A 14,065-nucleotide genomic window follows, 5' to 3' on the forward strand; every position below is an offset into this window, starting at 1 on the left:
GTCGAGCACGTTAACGTCATTCCAGCGAAAGCTGGAATCTCGCTTCTTTCGACCAAGGAAAGAAAAGAGAGATCCCAGCGTTCGCTGGGATGACGCAGCGGCGCAGGTCGCCCGCTAGATGCTGTTTCCCACGCTCGACTTCGGGCTGTTCTTCCTCGTCGCCTTCACCGTCGTCTGGGCGGTGTCGGGGAGCAACGAGTGGCGCAAGATTCTGCTGCTGCTGGCGAGCTGGGTGTTCTACGGCGCGTGGGACTGGCGGTTTGTCGCGCTGCTAATCGCCTCGGCCTTCGTCAACTGGAGCTCGGCGCGCATCATAGATGCGCTGGAGGCGCCCGGTACGCGCAAGCTCGTGGTAACGGTCGGCATCGTCGCCAATCTCGGCATTCTCGGCTTCTTCAAATATTACGACTTTTTCCTCGAGCAGCTCGGCGGGCTGCTGGCGACCTGGGGCTATGCGCGCGACCTGCCGCTGCTGCAGATCGTGCTGCCGGTGGGGGTGTCCTTCTTCACCTTCCAGGGCATGTCCTACCTGATCGACGTCTATCGCGGCCGCATCCGCGCGGGATCGCTGCTCGACATCACCCTGCTGATGTCCTTCTTCCCCCATCTGGTGGCGGGGCCGATCGTGCGCGGCGCGGATCTGCTGCCCCAGTTCGAGAAGACGCCGAAGCTGAGCCGCGGGATGGTGGCGATGGCGCTGCTGCTGATCGTGTGGGGGCTGTTCAAGAAGGCGGTCGTTGCCTCCGAGCTGTCGGTCAACCTGGTCGATCCGGTGTTCTTCGACCCGTCCGCACATTCGAGCCTCGATCTGCTGCTCGCCGCTTATGGCTATGCGGTGCAGATCTATTGCGATTTCTCGGCCTATAGCGACATGGCGATCGGCATCGCGGCCCTCTTCGGCTACCGCTTCCCGCGCAACTTCAATCAGCCCTATCGCGCCTCGTCGCTGCAGGATTTCTGGCGGCGCTGGCATATCAGCCTGTCGAGCTGGCTCCGCGACTATCTGTATATCGGCCTGGGCGGCAATCGCGGCGGGCTGTTCATGCAATGCCGCAACATCCTGCTGACCATGCTGCTCGGCGGCTTCTGGCATGGCGCCAAGTGGACCTTCGTGATCTGGGGCGCGCTGCATGGCGGCGTGCAGGTGATCGAGACTCTGTGGCGCAAGGCCGGCTTGCCGGGCCTGCCGAAACTGCTCGGCATCCTGGTGACATTCCACATCGTCACCCTCGGCTGGATCTTCTTTCGCGCCGAGAGCTTCGATGCGGCGATTGCCTATCTGCGCGGCATCGCCGGAGGCGACTGGAGCAACGGCGTGACCACGCCGCTGCTGGCCGGCCTGATGCTGCTCGGCATGGCGTTCCACTTCACGCCGCCGGGCCTTGCCCAGGGGATCGCATTGCGGCTGCGGCGGCTGCCGGCGCCGCTGCTCGGCGTGCTGATCGCGGCGGCGATCCTGCTGATCGATGCGATGCGCTTCGAAGGGGTCGCGCCCTTCATCTATTATCAGTTCTAGGCGGAGGCACGGCGATGGTGCGCGAACTGAAGGAGCATGAGCTGGAATCGCCGGTCGACCTCCCCGGCGAGGCGATCGACGAGGGCGATCCGCTCGCCTGGACGACGATCACGATCATCGTCGCGGCGGTGGTGCTGCTGATGGCCAATGCGGGAACCCTGTCGGCCTGGGTCGACGAAAAGCCGCCCAGCGATTTCCAGCAGCAGCTATCGGACCTCGCCGGGCGCTGGACCGCGGCGATGGATGCCGCCGGTGTGACCGCGCCGCGCCGGGCGCTGCATGCGAAATGGAAGGAAGCCCAGGGTGCACGCTTCGCGGACGAGGCGCCTGCCGGGACGCAGTAACCGCCTGTGTCAGGCCGTCACCGTCAGCGGCGCGACCACCGCATCCAGCGCCGTGGCCGCGTCTCCGGGCGCAAGTCGCACCTGCAAGCCGCGCTGGCCGCCATTGATGTACACCTGATCCTCGGCAAGCGCGTCGCGCTCGAACGCAAGGGGCAGGCGCTTCTTCTGTCCGAACGGACTGATCCCGCCGACATGATAGCCGGTGATGCGTTCGGCGTCGGCCGGCTTCATCATCTGCGCCGACTTGCCGCCGAGCGCCGCCGCCACCTTCTTCATGGACAGTTCGCGGTCCGACGGGATCACCGCGCAGGCCGGCCGGCCATCGAGCTCGATCATCAGCGTCTTCAGCACCCGCGCGGGCAGTTCGCCCAGCGCGTCGGCCGCCTGCAGCCCGACGCGCTCGCCGCCCGGCGCATAGTCATAGCTGTGGACGCTGTGCGCGATCTTGGCCTGGGTGAGGAACTGGGTGGCGCGGGTCGTGCGGGACATAACCCAGACCTACCCACTATCGTCATTCCAGCGAAAGCTGGAATCTCACTTCTCTTCGGAAGAGAGGCAGTGAGATTCCAGCTTTCGCTGGAATGACGTCAGAATGCGAACTTGGTCAGGCGCGGCCGGCTAATCACCGATAGAAGACGTGATCGCCGACCATCGAGATGCGCTCGCGGGTCCGGAAGAAGCGGTTCGGCGACTGGTACGCGGCGTGGTAGAAAACGGCGCCCGGTACGATCTGCTCGGCATTGCCGGCGATCGCCTGGCGGGAAACCTCGATCGCATTGGCCCAGCGCTGCGAATCACGCGGCGGATTATAGGATGCGGTGCGGAAGAACTGGCCGGGCTGGTTGACCACGGCACAGACGGTGTCGCCGAAGCGATCCTGGCCCACCCGGTTCATGATCAGCTGCGCAACCGCAAGCTGGCCGGGGCGCGGCTGGTTGCCGGCCTCATGCATGACGACCTTGGCCATGCATTCGAGATCCTTGTCTATGTCGGAGCTGGAGGCGACGGCCTCCTTGAAGATAACCTTATCGATACCGTCATCGACGACCTTGTCGTCGGCGGTGATCTGCGCCGTCATGTCATATGCCAGCGTCGGTTCGGACGTCGGAATAGCCGCAAAGCCCATAGCGCCCGTTGCCGCAGCGATCAGCATCGCGGCGATCATGAGCGGGTGTTGGACAAGTTTCGCAGCCATTCAGCACTCCATGCAATGCGCAAAAGCCCACGCTCGCCCGAACCTTCGAAACAAAGGACGAGGTGCTCTTTGACGACTTGTCGGCAGGAGGCGGTAACTACGTCGTGCCCCGGACGACCAATTTCGAGCTCCCCTTGGAAGCCCCGGAGCGGTGAGTCAACAAACGCACGATGAATCGTTTCATCCCCAGGATGGGTCGAGGAACCCCAGATATGGTGTTTTTGTGCAACTGCTAACGCAACGGGCCATATCTTTGCCACGAAGCTGTTGTGTTAACGCAATGTTTCCGCAGCGGAGATGCCGGCATTTCGCGAGCCGCTGGTAGGCTGAGGAAAAGAGCGCGATAATGGCATTTCGGGTGAATTGCCCGGCGGAGCGAATCGATGGGGGACGAGGTGATCGAGAGGGAGGAGCAGTCGATTTCGACGGCGACCGAGCCTGTCGTCGAGGTCCTGCGCCAGTCGATGGCCGGACAGGCAGAGATGGCCTATCGCCGCGATCGGCTGCTGGCCTGGCTCGCCCTGACCGCCGGCGGGGGCATCATCCTTGCATTTCCATTCGCGCTGCGGGCCGGTTCGGAATTCTTCCTACCGGTGACGACGGCGCTCGTCATCGCGGTGGCGCTGGTGCCGCTGCTGGAATGGCTGGAGCGGCGCGGCCTGCCTTCGCCGCTGGCGGGGCTGCTCTGCGTGCTGCTGTTCCTTGGCCTCGCCAACGCCGCGATAGCGTCGGTGATCGTGCCGGCGACCGAGTGGTTCGCGCGGCTTCCCTCGCGCATCAGGCTGATCCGCAAGAACCTGTCGCCGCTGATCGACATCTATGCGTCGTTCGAGCGCTTCGTCGACGAGACGATGGGGTCGCTGCTGCGCAACACGGCCGCCCGTGGCCGGACGGTGACGGTCGAGCAGCCCAACTCGCTGTTCGACTATGTCGCCAGTTCGGCGCCGCACCTGCTCATCCAGATGGTGTTCGCCACCCTCGTCGTCTATTTCTTCCTGTCGGGCTGGACGCGCATGCGCCGCCGCACGATCACCAGCCGGGGCAGCTTCTCGAGCGCGATGACGACCGCGCGGGTGATCCAGGAGATGGTCGATCGCACCTCGGCCTATCTGGCGACGATCACCGCGGTGAACATCGGCATGGGCGTGCTGGTGTCGCTGATGCTGTGGTTCGTTGAGATGCCGAGCCCGATCATGTGGGGCGGCCTGGTGGCGATCCTCAACTATGTGCCCTATTTCGGGCCGATCGTCGGCGCGGCCCTGCTCGCCATCGGCGGGCTGATGACCTTTTCGGATCTGGGCTATGCGCTGGTCCCCGCGCTGCTGTTCGTCGCGGTCCACCTGGTCGAGGCGAATGTGCTGACGCCGATGCTGGTCGGCCGGCGCCTCACGATCAATCCGCTGCTGATCCTCGTCGCACTCAGCTTCTGGAGCTGGGTGTGGGGCACGGCCGGCGCGCTGCTCGCGGTGCCGCTGCTGATCATCCTCAAGACGATCCTCGATGCCGCCGGTTGGCCGGATATCGCCGGCTTCCTGTTTGCGGAAGGGACGTTCACCAACGTGCATGAAGAGGAAGATCCGGCGCTGCCGCCCGAGCTTCGAAAATGATGCCGCGCCATGTTGACAGGCGATCGGGGCTCCACTAGGTGCCCGCTCCACGACGCGATCGTTCGCGGGTGTAGCTCAGTTGGTTAGAGCGCCGGCCTGTCACGCCGGAGGTCGCGGGTTCGAGCCCCGTCACTCGCGCCATTCCTTTCCCGGTACCCGCCCGATGGCGGCGCCAGCCCGGAGGAATGGCCACAAATCAGGTATTTCCCGGGTTACGCCGATATTGCGATCTGCTAGGCAGGGCCTGCGCCGGGGGGCGCAATTGCGCCTGACGGAGTGTCGCGGTTGATCAATCTGCTTTCCCCTTTGCGCGGCCTGCGCCGCCGAAGTTCCGCCACGGCGAAGCGCCTGCCCGAAGCCACCTATATCGAGCTGGTCCAGTCGCTGTTCGGCTTCGTCCTGGCGCCGATGATCATGACGCTCTGCTTCGTGGGCACCGGCTTGTATATCCTGACCCGCAATGACGACAGGCTGTTGCTGGACCTGTACATAATGGGCCTGGCTGCTTCCGCGGTGCGGCTCTTGACGCTGTTCGGCCACCGCGATGCGGCACGCTCGACGACGATCAGCGCGTCTGTCGCGCGAAGGATCGAGCGGCGTTTCGCACTATCCTACTTCGCGTTCGCCGCCGCCTTCGGCGCCTTCGCGGCGCGGGCCTATTGGGTGGTGGACAGCGACCTTCACAAGCCGCTGGTGGCCCTGGTCTTCGGTTATGGCGCGGGGGTCGCGGCAACGGTGTCGCTGCGCCCCTGGATCAGCATAACCGCGATCCTGGCCGCCATCGTCCCGATGATCCTGGTGAGCCTGTTGGTGCCCGGCGGAGCGGACCGCGCGACGGCCGTCCTGACCATATTGTTCCTGGCGGGCGGTATCATGTCGATGGTCCGGCGCTGCCGGGAAACGGCCGCGCAAATCTCGCTGCGCCGGCTGATGGAGACGCTCGCGCGCCAGGACGACCTGACCGGGCTACCGAACCGGCTCGCCCTGCGCGAGCGCTTCGAGCAGTTCACCGCGCGTTCCGACGGATCGGAGCTGATCGCGGTCCACTGCGTGGATATCAACCGTCTGGAGCCGGTCAACGAGATGTACGGCCATATGGCCGGCGACGCGCTGCTGAAGGCGGTTTCGCAACGGCTGCGGCGGGTGGTGCGTGGCGACAACCTCGTCATTCGTCTCCATGGCGACGATTTCGTGATCGTCCAGCCCGACATGGGCACCAGTGCGGAGGCGGAAGCGCTGGCGCACCAGATCGTCGGCACGCTCGACAAGAGCTATGCAGTCGGCGGCGAGGACATCATCATCACCGCGAACCTCGGCTATGCTGTGGATCTCCAATGGGGTGCGGATCTCGAGCAGCTCCTGCTGCGCGCCGAACGCGCGCTCGCCAAGGGCAAGCGCAAGTCGAGCGGCGTTGCCCTCGACGATGGCACGTATTCGGGCGCGAGCCTGCGCCAGGCGGGCTGAGCGGGCCGCTCGGACGCTAGGGTTGATTTCAGCTTGGCTGGATAGCTACCCGCTCATCCTGAGTAGGGGCTGAGCTTGGCGAAGACCCGTATCGAAGGACGTCCTTCGATACGCCACTTCGACGCAGTTTATCCTGAGCGACGCCGCAGGCGGCGTCGAAGGGCTCAATGGCTACTCTGGATGAGCGGTTCCACCTGAGGGAACAGGCTCTAGCGTGCCGCCTTCACGACAGCGCTGAACCGCCGCCGGCCCGATGAGCGCGCGGTGCGGATGCGTTCGACATGGCGGATGATGCGTGTCGCCAGGCGCCCGTAATAAATGGTGACGCTCTGCAGGTCGAGCGAGGCGGGCGCCGCCGCGACGGGCAGTCCCGAGAGCAGCTTCGCGTCGCATTGCCGGCCGCTCCTGATCGCGCTCGACAGCAGCGCGCCGCGCCGCTCGGCGAGCACCAACAGCCGGGTCCGGTCGTCGATGCGATGGCCAAACAGCGCCGGATAGGCGGCCAGCTTGGCGGTCGCGCTGCGTCGCCGGGTGAAGATGCGCAGCGTCTGCCCCGACAGCCCGGAGGATATCGCGAGCTCATCCAGCAATATATTCAGGAACAGATCGAGCTCGCGCAGCGAATTACCCAATACTGTATTGCGGTGCGCTGCGCTCGATATTCCATCCTGTTCGAGGGCCGCGGCACGAGCATAGAGAAACGCGGTGCCGCGCATCATCGTCTCGACCGCGGCGGTGAGCTTTGCCGTGCGGCGGGGCGGAGGCGCGCTGCGGCTGGCGGCGCGGTATGCGGCCACCGGCGTGAGGCGCCTGGTTCGAGCGCGGCTCCGCGATAGGCCCGCGGCCGTCATGGAGTGGGCAGGTCCTCGCGTCGCAGCAGATCACGCAGCTCGGCATTGCGGATGTAGTGATCTTCGGCAGTCACGATCGCGAAGCGCCAGAGATCCTCTGGATCCTGATCCGAGACATGACGCGCGAGCGTGGCAAGCGATCCGCGCATTACTTCTGCGGGACCGCTCTTGGGGCCATGCCAGCCGCGGCCGTAATCCTGCGCGCGCAGCAGGCGCGCGTCGGAGCTCCAGAAGGCGCTGCTCATCGCCGCGACCCGCGATGCCGGATCGCCCATGAGGCTTTTGCCGATGATGTTGTCCAGCGGGTCATGACCATGGAGTCTCCTCTTGCCGAGGAGCGCATCTGGCGAACGGCAAGCGTCCTACGATTCCCTGCGGCGCGATGATATCACTGCGGGCCGGCAATGACGAACCGTCATTTCGCCCACGGGAGATCAGTGCCGTGGCCGGATCGGCATGCGCGTGACCACACCGGTCATGACTTTCGCGCCATAGGCACGCGAGATCGTCGCGGCATCGTTCGCATTCAACAGGACCACGCGGGTACCGCCGGATTGCAGCGGTTCGATGACGCTGATGGTTGCGTCATGCTTGGTGCACATGGCGGTGACGTGCGCCAGGGTGGCGTCTAGATTGAGGGCTCGGGACATGGGGGCTCCTGCACGACGCGATCGTGCCTGCCGTTATTAGCGGGGGCACAATAGCCAATGTGGTGCAAATTGTCCCGTCCTTTTCTGCGTTTGCTGTACGCGGCGCCGAAATAATGCTGGATCGCGTCGATTTAATTGCTGCGCACGCGCATGAATATCCGGCCGCCCAAGCGATCATCCGGCGAGTTCGATTGACTTTTGAGGCCGAAATGCTAGACGGAACGGGCTGACGTCGCCTGCGACGGATTTTGAGGCTTCTTGAAAGCCGATTTCTCCTTTTCATGCCACCTAGCCTCCCAGACATGTCGTCGGGAGAAAATTGATTCGTGAAAGGACGCTAAATGCTGACCGGCGTCGTCAAATTCTTCAATACCGACAAGGGCTATGGCTTCATTCAGGCAGAGGATGGCTCGGGCGACAGCTTCGTCCACATCACCGCCGTCGAGCGTGCCGGCATGTCGACCCTGCAAAAGGACCAGCGCGTCAAGTATGAGCTGGAAACCGATCGCCGCGGCAAGCAGTCGGCCTGCAACCTTCAGGCAGTCTGAGCCAAGCCATGGCCAAAGAGGATCTCATGGTCCTCGACGGCACGATCGATGAAATACTTCCCGACGGACGCTTTGGCGTCACTCTCGAGAATGAACATCGGATCATCGCTTATACGGCGGGCAAGATGCGGCGTTTCCGTATCCGCTCGGTGGTCGGCGATCGTGTCCAGGTCGAGATGACGCCTTACGATCTCGACAAGGGCCGGATCATTTTCCGCGAACGGACCCCGGGCGCTGCGCCCGGCGGCCCGCGCCGCGGAGGCTTCCGGCGCTAAACTCTGACCGTCCCGGGCCTGAATGCGCTGCGTTCGGCCCGGGACGCCAGCTTCCGGCCTGTCGCCGGACTTTCCATAATAGTCGCGCGCCTATCGAAGGCGTGCCAAGGATATCATGCACTCGACACCCAAGAACCGTTCCATCAAGAACCGTACTATTGCTTCCCATCCCCGTCCTTTCGCCGACCGCCGGCCCCCCGCACCGCGTTCCGCCGTGCTGACCCGCCGCGAGTTGCGCCAGATCGTCGCCGAGATGCTTGGCTGACCAAGTCGGCAACTGAGCAAGCTGTATCGCCCCACTTAGTCATCCCGGCCTTGAGCCGGGATCCCGCTTCTTCTCAGAGCAGTTGCTCATACAGGTCGCGCCATTCGGGATTGCCGCGCTCAACAAGCGCGAACTTCCAGTCGCGCCGCCAACGCTTCAGCCGTTTCTCATGGGCGATACATTCGAGCATATCGCCGCCCTGCTCCGCCCAAACAAGCCGTGCGAGGCCATAACGCGCGCAGAAGTCGGACCCCTCGCCTGATTTATGCTGATGCACGCGCGCTGCGAGGTCGGACGTTACGCCGACATACATCGTCCCGCGATAGCGATCCGCCATGATGTAGACCCATCTGCCGCGCCTTTCGCGATCCATCATAGCAGGATGCGGAGAAGTGGGATGCCGGGTCAAGCCCGGCATGACGGTAGGGTGCCCTCTGAATCGTTCCCGTTCGATTGCCGCGCAGCATCTGCGGTTGATATCGTCCGGTCTAATCTCGTGGAATGGTCCACAAAGGCGGCGCATCATCCAAGTCCAATTGTTCACCGCGCCATCTGAGCGTGTAGAGACGCTCATCGGGAAAGTCGTTCATCGACAGCTCGAATCGATCGCCGAAATAGGTCGCGATCCATCGCGGGCTGCCCACCGATTTTATCCAACGGACGTTGCTGTGGAGAAGGGCTCGGATGCCGTGATGGCCCGACTGGAAGTTACTCATTGGGCGAGAATGACAGTTGATCCAAAGGCCGGCAATGGTTTCAGCCGCCTTCGTTACGTCGTCATGCCGGGCTTGACCCTGCATCCCGCTTCTTCGTGTTCTGCTGGGATATTGGCTCAAGGCCGGGATGACGATGGACGGCCTCTGGGTCGTCCCGAGTCCGCCCCAACGAAAAACCCCGCCGGCTCGCACCGGCGGGGTTTTCTTTTTCAACGCTGGCCGAAAACGGCCGAGGATCACTCCTCGGTCAGGTAGTCCCCGGCGTCCGCATCGGTGCCGTGGCTTTCGCCCACCACTGCGCCGAGCACATCGTCGCCGACATCGGCTTCGACCGGCTGGCGCAGCTCGGCGGCATGCTCCTCGGCCGCGCTCTGCGGTGCGATGAGCGATTCCTGCCAGTTGCGCTGCGCGGCGCGCAGCGCTGCATCGCGGCTGGTGGCCGTGACGCGCAGACGGCTCATGCCGGCGCCAGTGCCCGCCGGGATCAGCCGGCCGACGATGACATTCTCCTTGAGGCCGTTGAGCGTGTCGACCTTGCCCTGCACCGACGCGTCGGTGAGCACCCGGGTCGTCTCCTGGAAGGAGGCGGCCGAGATGAACGAACGGGTCTGCAGCGAGGCCTTGGTGATGCCGAGCAGGATCGGCTTGCCCTGGGCGAGCTCGCGGCCTTCGACTTCCGCCTTGGCGTTGATCTCGTCCATTTCCTCGCGGTCGACCTGCTCGCCAGGGAGCAGGGTCGTGTCGCCGCCATGGGTGATCTCGACCTTCTGCAACATCTGGCGAACGATCGTCTCGATGTGCTTGTCGTTGATCTTCACGCCCTGGAGACGATAGACCTCCTGGATCTCCGAGACGAGATATTCGGCGAGCGGCTCGATGCCGAGCACCTCGAGAATATCATGCGGATCGGGCGAGCCGCCGATCAGGTTGTCGCCGCGCTTGACGTAATCGCCTTCCTGCACGTCGATCACCTTTGACTTCGGCACCAGATACTCGACCGCGTCGCTGCCATCTTCCGGACGGATGATGATCTTGCGCTTGGCCTTGTAGTCCTTGCCGAACTCGACGCGGCCCGAAACCTTCGCGATGATCGCGTTCTCCTTGGGCTTGCGCGCCTCGAACAGCTCGGCGACCCGCGGCAGACCACCGGTGATGTCGCGGGTCTTGGCCGACTCGCGGCTGACGCGGGCGAGAACCTCGCCAGCCTTCACCGTCTGTCCATCCTCGACCGAGAGCATCGCGCCCGGCGCCAGCATGTAGCGCGCGGTTTCGCCCGAGCTGTCGTCTAGCAGGGTCAGGCGCGGACGGAGATCCTCCTTCCGGCTGGTGGCGCGATATTCGATCACGACCTTCTGGCTGATGCCGGTCGCTTCGTCGGTCTGTTCGGTGAGCGTCTGGTTGTCGATCAGGTCCTGATACTTCACCGTGCCGCCGGTCTCGGTGATGACCGGCATGGTGAAGGGATCCCACTCGGCGAGACGATCGCCCTTCTTGACGACAGCGCCATCGCTGACGAGCAGATGCGCGCCGTAAGGCAGACGGTGGGTCGAACGCTCGCGGCCATCCATGTCGATGATCGCGACCTCGCCGCTGCGGCTGAGCGAGACGTGACGGCCACGCGGATCGGTGATCGTGCGCAGGTCGCGATATTCGATCTTGCCGTCGGCGATCGATTCGAGGTTCGACTGCTCGTTGATCTGGGCCGCGCCGCCGATGTGGAAGGTCCGCATCGTCAGCTGGGTACCCGGCTCGCCGATCGACTGCGCCGCGATGACGCCCACCGCTTCGCCGATGTTGACGGGGGTGCCGCGGGCGAGGTCACGCCCGTAGCAGGCCCCGCACACGCCATTCTTCGATTCGCACACCAGCGGCGAGCGGATCTTGACGCCCTGGACCCCGATCGCCTCGATCGCGGCGACCATCGCCTCGTCGAGCAGCGTGCCCTCGGGGATCAGCACCTCGTTGGTCTTGCTGTCGACGATGTCCTCGGCCGAGGTACGGCCCAGGATGCGCTCGCCGAGCGACGCGATGGTGGCGCCCCCCTGAACGATCGCCTTCATGTCGAGCGCGCGGTCGGTGCCGCAATCCACCTCGACGACGACGCAATCCTGCGACACATCGACCAGACGGCGGGTCAGATAGCCCGAGTTCGCCGTCTTGAGCGCGGTGTCGGCCAGACCCTTGCGGGCGCCGTGGGTCGAGTTGAAATACTCAAGGACGGTCAGACCTTCCTTGAAGTTCGAGATGATCGGCGTCTCGATGATCTCACCCGACGGCTTGGCCATCAGGCCACGCATACCGGCGAGCTGCTTGATCTGCGCGGCCGAACCACGGGCACCCGAATGCGCCATCATGTAGATCGCGTTGATCGGCAGCTCGCGGCCATTCTCGTCGTGCTTGATCGCCGAGATGCCCTTCATCATCGCGTCGGCGACGCGGTCGCCGCAGCGCGACCAGGCGTCGATCACCTTGTTGTACTTTTCCTGCTGGGTGATCAGGCCGTCCTGATATTGCTGCTCGAAATCCTTCACCAGGCCGCGGGTTTCCTCGACCAGCGGCTCCTTGGCGGCGGGGATCACCATGTCGTCCTTGCCGAACGAGATGCCGGCCTGGAACGCGTGGCGGAAGCCCAGCGCCATGATGGCGTCGGCGAACAGCACCGTCTCCTTCTGGCCGGTGTGGCGATAGACGATGTCGATGACGTCGCCGATCTCCTTCTTGGTCAGCAGGCGGTTGACCGTCTCGAACGGCACCTTGTGGCTTTTCGGCAGCGTCTCGCCGAGCAGCATGCGGCCCGGCGTCGTCTCGACGCGCTTCATATACTGGGTGCCGTCCTCGTCGGTCTGGGGCACACGAGTGATGATCTTGGTGTGCAGCGTCACCGCCTTGGCGGCGAGCGCCTGGTGGACTTCCTGCATGTCGGAAATCAGTGAACCCTCGCCGGGCTCCTTTTCCTTCATCATCGACAGATAATAGAGGCCCAGCACCATGTCCTGCGAAGGCACGATGATCGGCTTGCCATTGGCCGGCGACAGGATGTTGTTGGTCGACATCATCAGGACGCGCGCTTCCAGCTGGGCCTCGAGGCTCAGCGGGACGTGCACGGCCATCTGGTCGCCGTCGAAGTCGGCGTTGAAGGCCGAGCAGACCAGCGGGTGAAGCTGGATCGCCTTGCCTTCGATCAGCACCGGCTCGAACGCCTGGATGCCCAGGCGGTGAAGCGTGGGTGCGCGGTTCAGCAGCACCGGATGCTCGCGGATCACCTCGTCGAGGATGTCCCAGACTTCCTTGCGCTCCTTCTCGACCCACTTCTTGGCCTGCTTCAGGGTCATCGACAGACCCTTGGCGTCGAGGCGCGCGTAGATGAACGGCTTGAACAGCTCGAGCGCCATCTTCTTCGGCAGGCCGCACTGGTGCAGCTTGAGCTCGGGACCGGTCACGATCACCGAACGGCCCGAATAGTCGACGCGCTTGCCGAGCAGATTCTGGCGGAAGCGGCCCTGCTTGCCCTTGAGCATGTCGGACAGCGACTTCAGCGGACGCTTGTTGGCGCCGGTGATCGTCCGGCCGCGGCGGCCGTTGTCGAACAGCGCGTCGACCGACTCCTGCAGCATGCGCTTTTCGTTACGGACGATGATGTCCGGCGCGCGCAGCTCCATGAGGCGCTTGAGGCGGTTGTTGCGGTTGATCACGCGGCGATAGAGATCGTTGAGATCCGAGGTCGCGAAGCGGCCGCCGTCGAGCGGGACCAGCGGGCGCAGATCCGGCGGAATGACCGGGACGACCTCGAGGATCATCCACTCCGGGCGGTTGCCCGATTCCAGGAAGCTCTCGACGACCTTCAGCCGCTTGATGATCTTCTTGGGCTTGAGCTCGGACTTGGTTTCGGAAAGCTCCTTGAGCAGCTCTTCCTTCTCACCCTCGAGATCGAGTTCCTCGAGCATGCGGCGCACCGCTTCGGCACCGATGCCGGCGGAGAAGGCATCCTCGCCATATTCGTCCTGCGCGGCGAGCAGCTCGTCCTCGGTGAGGAGCTGGAACTTCTCGAGGGCGGTCAGGCCGGGCTCGATGACGATATAGGCTTCGAAGTAGAGCACGCGCTCGAGCTGCTTGAGCTGCATGTCGAGCAGCAGGCCGATGCGGCTTGGCAGCGACTTCAGGAACCAGATGTGCGCGACCGGGGCGGCGAGCTCGATATGGCCCATCCGCTCGCGGCGGACCTTCGAGACGGTAACCTCGACGCCGCACTTCTCGCAGACGATGCCCTTGTACTTCATGCGCTTGTACTTGCCGCACAGGCACTCGTAATCCTTGATCGGACCGAAGATGCGCGCGCAGAACAGGCCGTCACGCTCGGGCTTGAACGTGCGGTAGTTGATCGTCTCCGGCTTCTTGATCTCGCCGAAGGACCAGCTGCGGATCCGCTCCGGGCTGGCGATACCGATCTGGATCTGGTCGAAGGTCTCTGGCTTCGCGATCGGATTGGCGAAATTGGTCAGTTCGTTCATGGGTTCGAACCCTTCCTTGAAATCTCTTGCCCCTCTCCCTTCAGGGGAGAGGGAGGGGCCCAGCCCGTTTGGGCTGGGAGGGTGAGGGCACGCCGACCATCCGGCGCTCTCGCGTGGGGCAGCGTG

General features: G+C 64.1%; 15 protein-coding genes and 1 tRNA gene. 8 read left to right on the top strand and 8 right to left on the bottom strand.

Annotation, left to right across the window (positions count from 1 at the left end; genetic code table 11):
- Positions 1 to 118 precede the first annotated feature (118 nt).
- On the top strand, positions 119 to 1,516 hold the full coding sequence (locus AAC645_RS12030; protein ID WP_340316305.1) for an MBOAT family O-acyltransferase: 1,398 nt from the start codon (positions 119 to 121) through the stop codon (positions 1,514 to 1,516).
- Positions 1,517 to 1,530: 14 nt separating this feature from the next.
- Positions 1,531 to 1,860, top strand: a complete 330-nt coding sequence (locus AAC645_RS12035; protein ID WP_340316306.1) for a hypothetical protein — start codon at positions 1,531 to 1,533, stop codon at positions 1,858 to 1,860.
- Positions 1,861 to 1,869: 9 nt separating this feature from the next.
- On the opposite strand, the gene ybaK is transcribed toward AAC645_RS12035, so the two are convergent.
- Positions 1,870 to 2,349: a Cys-tRNA(Pro) deacylase gene (gene ybaK, locus AAC645_RS12040; RefSeq protein WP_340316308.1), complete on the bottom strand. Its 480-nt coding sequence runs from the start codon at positions 2,347 to 2,349 to the stop codon at positions 1,870 to 1,872.
- Between the two features lie 133 nt (positions 2,350 to 2,482).
- Positions 2,483 to 3,055, bottom strand: coding sequence for a cell wall hydrolase (locus AAC645_RS12045; RefSeq protein ID WP_340316310.1), 573 nt, complete (start codon positions 3,053 to 3,055; stop codon positions 2,483 to 2,485).
- A 464-nt stretch (positions 3,056 to 3,519) separates the two neighbouring features.
- Here AAC645_RS12045 and AAC645_RS12050 point away from each other — a divergent pair, with 464 nt between their 5' ends.
- The 3 genes from AAC645_RS12050 to AAC645_RS12060 all read left to right on the top strand — a co-directional run bounded on the left by AAC645_RS12050 (position 3,520) and on the right by AAC645_RS12060 (position 6,126).
- On the top strand, positions 3,520 to 4,662 hold the full coding sequence (locus AAC645_RS12050; protein ID WP_422785828.1) for an AI-2E family transporter: 1,143 nt from the start codon (positions 3,520 to 3,522) through the stop codon (positions 4,660 to 4,662).
- A 64-nt stretch (positions 4,663 to 4,726) separates the two neighbouring features.
- Positions 4,727 to 4,803: transfer RNA gene (locus AAC645_RS12055), tRNA-Asp, on the top strand.
- Between the two features lie 135 nt (positions 4,804 to 4,938).
- The gene (locus AAC645_RS12060; RefSeq protein WP_422785827.1) at positions 4,939 to 6,126 is read left to right on the top strand and encodes a diguanylate cyclase domain-containing protein; all 1,188 of its coding nucleotides are present in this window, start codon (positions 4,939 to 4,941) and stop codon (positions 6,124 to 6,126) included.
- A gap of 209 nt (positions 6,127 to 6,335) precedes the next feature.
- Here AAC645_RS12060 and AAC645_RS12065 read toward each other — a convergent pair whose 3' ends face one another.
- From AAC645_RS12065 to AAC645_RS12075, 3 genes are all read right to left on the bottom strand, one after another.
- Positions 6,336 to 6,923: a hypothetical protein gene (locus tag AAC645_RS12065; RefSeq protein WP_340316316.1), complete on the bottom strand. Its 588-nt coding sequence runs from the start codon at positions 6,921 to 6,923 to the stop codon at positions 6,336 to 6,338.
- 50 nt (positions 6,924 to 6,973) lie between these two features.
- The gene (locus tag AAC645_RS12070) at positions 6,974 to 7,252 is read right to left on the bottom strand and encodes a hypothetical protein (RefSeq protein ID WP_340316317.1); all 279 of its coding nucleotides are present in this window, start codon (positions 7,250 to 7,252) and stop codon (positions 6,974 to 6,976) included.
- Positions 7,253 to 7,411: 159 nt separating this feature from the next.
- Complete coding sequence (locus tag AAC645_RS12075; protein WP_340316318.1) at positions 7,412 to 7,627, bottom strand: hypothetical protein; 216 nt, start codon at positions 7,625 to 7,627, stop codon at positions 7,412 to 7,414.
- Between the two features lie 341 nt (positions 7,628 to 7,968).
- Here AAC645_RS12075 and AAC645_RS12080 point away from each other — a divergent pair, with 341 nt between their 5' ends.
- The 3 genes from AAC645_RS12080 to AAC645_RS12090 all read left to right on the top strand — a co-directional run bounded on the left by AAC645_RS12080 (position 7,969) and on the right by AAC645_RS12090 (position 8,715).
- Positions 7,969 to 8,175, top strand: coding sequence for a cold-shock protein (locus AAC645_RS12080; protein ID WP_340316320.1), 207 nt, complete (start codon positions 7,969 to 7,971; stop codon positions 8,173 to 8,175).
- A gap of 8 nt (positions 8,176 to 8,183) precedes the next feature.
- Positions 8,184 to 8,450, top strand: coding sequence for a translation initiation factor IF-1 (infA, locus tag AAC645_RS12085; protein ID WP_340316322.1), 267 nt, complete (start codon positions 8,184 to 8,186; stop codon positions 8,448 to 8,450).
- 115 nt (positions 8,451 to 8,565) lie between these two features.
- Positions 8,566 to 8,715, top strand: coding sequence for a hypothetical protein (locus AAC645_RS12090; RefSeq protein ID WP_340316324.1), 150 nt, complete (start codon positions 8,566 to 8,568; stop codon positions 8,713 to 8,715).
- Between the two features lie 73 nt (positions 8,716 to 8,788).
- Here AAC645_RS12090 and AAC645_RS12095 read toward each other — a convergent pair whose 3' ends face one another.
- The 3 genes from AAC645_RS12095 to rpoC form a co-directional block, all read right to left on the bottom strand.
- A complete protein-coding gene (locus AAC645_RS12095) occupies positions 8,789 to 9,088 on the bottom strand; it encodes a GIY-YIG nuclease family protein (protein ID WP_340316387.1) in 300 nt (99 codons plus the stop codon).
- 115 nt (positions 9,089 to 9,203) lie between these two features.
- Positions 9,204 to 9,515 (bottom strand): hypothetical protein, encoded by a 312-nt coding sequence (locus tag AAC645_RS12100; protein ID WP_340316326.1) that lies wholly within the window; start codon positions 9,513 to 9,515, stop codon positions 9,204 to 9,206.
- Between the two features lie 152 nt (positions 9,516 to 9,667).
- Positions 9,668 to 13,939, bottom strand: a complete 4,272-nt coding sequence (gene rpoC / locus AAC645_RS12105; RefSeq protein ID WP_340316328.1) for a DNA-directed RNA polymerase subunit beta' — start codon at positions 13,937 to 13,939, stop codon at positions 9,668 to 9,670.
- Between the last annotated feature and the right edge of the window lie 126 nt (positions 13,940 to 14,065).

The organism is Rhizorhabdus argentea (assembly GCF_037861105.1).
Classification (GTDB): Bacteria; Pseudomonadota; Alphaproteobacteria; order Sphingomonadales; family Sphingomonadaceae; genus Rhizorhabdus; species Rhizorhabdus argentea.

Bases quoted from the DNA above. Each gene is read 5' to 3' on its own strand.
- AAC645_RS12030 (WP_340316305.1), top strand. From the start codon at position 119: ATGCTGTTTCCCACGCTCGACTTCGGGCTGTTCTTCCTCGTCGCCTTC.
- AAC645_RS12035 (WP_340316306.1), top strand. From the start codon at position 1,531: ATGGTGCGCGAACTGAAGGAGCATGAGCTGGAATCGCCGGTCGACCTC.
- ybaK (WP_340316308.1), bottom strand. From the start codon at position 2,349: ATGTCCCGCACGACCCGCGCCACCCAGTTCCTCACCCAGGCCAAGATC.
- AAC645_RS12045 (WP_340316310.1), bottom strand. From the start codon at position 3,055: ATGGCTGCGAAACTTGTCCAACACCCGCTCATGATCGCCGCGATGCTG.
- AAC645_RS12050 (WP_422785828.1), top strand. From the start codon at position 3,520: ATGGCCGGACAGGCAGAGATGGCCTATCGCCGCGATCGGCTGCTGGCC.
- AAC645_RS12070 (WP_340316317.1), bottom strand. From the start codon at position 7,252: ATGGGCGATCCGGCATCGCGGGTCGCGGCGATGAGCAGCGCCTTCTGG.
- AAC645_RS12075 (WP_340316318.1), bottom strand. From the start codon at position 7,627: ATGTCCCGAGCCCTCAATCTAGACGCCACCCTGGCGCACGTCACCGCC.
- AAC645_RS12080 (WP_340316320.1), top strand. From the start codon at position 7,969: ATGCTGACCGGCGTCGTCAAATTCTTCAATACCGACAAGGGCTATGGC.
- infA (WP_340316322.1), top strand. From the start codon at position 8,184: ATGGCCAAAGAGGATCTCATGGTCCTCGACGGCACGATCGATGAAATA.
- AAC645_RS12090 (WP_340316324.1), top strand. From the start codon at position 8,566: ATGCACTCGACACCCAAGAACCGTTCCATCAAGAACCGTACTATTGCT.
- AAC645_RS12095 (WP_340316387.1), bottom strand. From the start codon at position 9,088: ATGGATCGCGAAAGGCGCGGCAGATGGGTCTACATCATGGCGGATCGC.
- AAC645_RS12100 (WP_340316326.1), bottom strand. From the start codon at position 9,515: ATGCAGGGTCAAGCCCGGCATGACGACGTAACGAAGGCGGCTGAAACC.
- rpoC (WP_340316328.1), bottom strand. From the start codon at position 13,939: ATGAACGAACTGACCAATTTCGCCAATCCGATCGCGAAGCCAGAGACC.